The organism is Streptomyces sp. WAC05374 (genome assembly GCF_004353505.1).
Classification (GTDB): domain Bacteria; phylum Actinomycetota; class Actinomycetes; order Streptomycetales; family Streptomycetaceae; genus Streptomyces.
In genome coordinates, this window is sequence record NZ_SMNQ01000041.1 from 1 (window position 1) to 2809 (window position 2809).

Genomic DNA, 2809 nt, shown 5'->3' on the forward strand with positions numbered 1-2809 from the left:
CTGATTGACCGACCCCGTCACCACGTAGGCGGCGCCGAGTGCGAACGCCGCGGCCACCGCCGCTGGGTCCCCCAGCCCACCAGCCGCCCCCACGCGCACCGGCGGGGCCACCGGGCGCCGTGCCGCCAGGCGTTCCCGCAGGGCGAGGACCGCGGGCAGTACCGCCAGCAGAGGGCGCCCGTCGGTGTGACCGCCGCTGTCCCCCTCCACGGTGACGTCCTCGGCGACCGGCACATGCGCCGCCAAGGCCTCCTCCTCCTCGGTGAGCCGGCCCGCCTCCACCAGGTGCCGCAGCAGCACGGCAGGGGCCGGCAGCATGAACCGCTCCGCCGTCTCCAGGCGGCTCACCTTGGCGAAAACCGCCCGTCGGCGAACGATCCGGCCCTCGCGGTCACGGCGCAGCCCGCTGGCTGCGCAACGCACCACCGCGGGCGTCAGCTCCAGATGCGCGGAGGCTGAGACCATGGGCACGTCGGCCCGCAGGAGCACATCGGCGATCCGGTCCTCCAGTGCGGTGTCGACGGGGGTGTGCAGGAGATTCACCCCCCAGTTCCGCCGCGGCCCCACGTGCGTGCGCACCTCGTGCACCGCACGCTCCACCTCGTCCGGCAGGAGGCCACCGGCGCCGAAGAAGGCCAGCATCTCCGCCTCGGCCATCCGTGCCACCAGCGCCGTGCCAGAGATGCCACGCGCCATCTCCCCGGCGACATAGGGGAATCGCACACCATGAACGCGGCCGAAGGACCGGTCGCCCAGCCACTCCGGATACAGCGCGGGCAGGACGCCCACCACCGCGACCTCCCCGTCGGGGGCCGGCGCCATCACGCCCCCGGCGGCCAGCCCCATCCGCCCGTCACGCCGTGCGACCACGCGGACGGGTTCCGTTATGCGCTGCGCCAGTTCCAGCATGCCGTGACCGTCGAACACCGGGGCGCCTTCACCACCTGGCCACGCGGTGGGTACATGAGTGTTCATCGTCCGGGTGGTTCGCTCAGTACGGGCCGAAGAACCAATTCCCCGGCGCTTCGGGGTCCTCGCTCACCACGAACTCCGTGGCAAGCTTGAGGAATTCCGCGTAGGTCAGCCTGCCCGTCCCGGCCGTGTCAAGCCGCTGCCAGGCCATCGCCGCCTCTTCGGGCGTCAGGCCCATGGCCTCCTCTGCCAACCGGATCGCAGGTCCCCTGCGGAGTTCCCCGTCGACGTCCAGATCCGCCACGGCGAACACCACGTTGGTGATCAGCCCGATCATGCGGATGACCCGGTCCGGGTTCTCCCGCAGGTCGCGGACGACCTCAAGGGCGAACCTGTCCCGATCGCACGGGGGAGGCTCCCCGTCCTGCTCGTACTCCGTCCACAGCCGCCGGATCATCTCTCCCAACTGGGCTTTGCGCTCCTCGCTCTGCCCCGCGCCGGCCAGCTCCACGTACCTGTCGCGGAGGCGCTCGGCCGCTGCAGCGTCGATCTGCCCGGTACGATCCGCGTCGAGAACGTCGAACAGCCGGTTCAGTTTGCGACGCCGGAGGTCGGACATTCCCTCCAGGGTCGCCTGCGTGTCTTCCACTACTACCCCTCCATCGTGCGCGAGCCGGAAACACACCCGGTCACCCATGGACATGCCCGAAGCGGCAACACGCCACGTACATATGGCGAGTTCACGCCGCTTTTCGGTCAGCATGGCCAGTTGTCACCCAGTCGGGGTAGTGGACCCTTCGGTGAGCCTCACCATCACGGATGTGGCAACGAACAACACACCGGAGGTGAATCGGGATGCCCGATGCCGGAGCGAGGGACACGGTCCACGTGTCCGACATCCGCCGCCGCAAGTACCAGCGGCTCTTCGACGTACTCGACGTAGACGGAGCAGGCGTCCTCACCGAGGAGGGCTGCGTCCGGATCGCGGGCGTCTTCGCCCGGGCCTCGGGACACAGCACCCATGGGCGGGACCCGGAGGAGCTGGAGGGCACCATCCAGGAGATCTGGCGTGCCTACGTCCGGGACGGCCGCCCTGGCCACGGTGCCAGACTGACCCGCGAGGACGTGCCGCAGGAGATCGCCTACGACCTGGCACACAACCCCGACAAAGTGATCCGTCTGATCGGATCGCTCAGCAACGTCATCTTCGGCATGGCCGACGCCGACCACGACGGCAGGGTCCGCAAGGAAGACGCCATCCGGCTGGGCCATGCGGCGCTCACCATCTCCCACGAGGAAGCGACCAAGGCGTGGCAACGGCTTGATCCCCACGGAACAGGACATCTCGATTACGAGACCTGCCTCAAGGCGGTGACGGAATTCATCGTGAGCGAGGACCCGAACGCCCCCGGAAACTGGATCTTCGGCCGCTACTGATGCGCAGGACGATCCTGCTGACCGGTGCATCGGGCGTCGTCGGGTCCGCCGTGCTCCGCGCCCTCGACGGCACCCCGGTCATCGCCCTCACCCACCGCCGACCGGTCACCGGGAAGGCCCTACACGGCGATGTCACCAGACCCTGGCTCGGCATGTCGCCCGCCGACTACCGGGAACTGGCCACGACCGTGGACGTGGTGATCCATTGCGCGGCCCTGGTCAACTTCGGCGCGTCAGCACACAGCCTCCACCGCGTCAACGTGAACGGGGTCGGCCAGATCCTCCGCTTCGTCGAGGACGCCGGAGCCCGCCTGGTGCACGGCTCGACCGCCTTCGTCGCACGAGCCGGAGCGGATACCGCCCTGACCGCCGATGCCCGGTCGACGGCAGCGGGAGGAACACATGGCACGCAACCCGCCTCACCGCCGGCCATCCCCGCGAGCTCCTCGGGCAGCGGCGA

At 69.7% G+C, this 2809-nt stretch carries 4 protein-coding genes; 2 read left to right on the forward strand and 2 right to left on the reverse strand.

Annotated features, from left to right (window positions below; translation table 11 throughout):
* Positions 1 to 927: nitronate monooxygenase (locus tag E2B92_RS32410; protein ID WP_443070305.1), on the reverse strand; the 927-nt coding region annotated here is incomplete at its 3' end.
* A gap of 64 nt (positions 928 to 991) precedes the next feature.
* Positions 992 to 1561, reverse strand: a complete 570-nt coding sequence (locus E2B92_RS32415; protein ID WP_126882913.1) for an EF-hand domain-containing protein — start codon at positions 1559 to 1561, stop codon at positions 992 to 994.
* Positions 1562 to 1767: 206 nt separating this feature from the next.
* Between E2B92_RS32415 and E2B92_RS32420 the strand changes: the two genes are divergently transcribed.
* Complete coding sequence (locus tag E2B92_RS32420) at positions 1768 to 2349, forward strand: EF-hand domain-containing protein (protein WP_126882914.1); 582 nt, start codon at positions 1768 to 1770, stop codon at positions 2347 to 2349.
* On the forward strand, positions 2349 to 2809 hold a 461-nt coding region (locus E2B92_RS32425), incomplete at its 3' end, for an SDR family oxidoreductase (protein WP_133087794.1). The genes E2B92_RS32420 and E2B92_RS32425, both read left to right, overlap by 1 nt.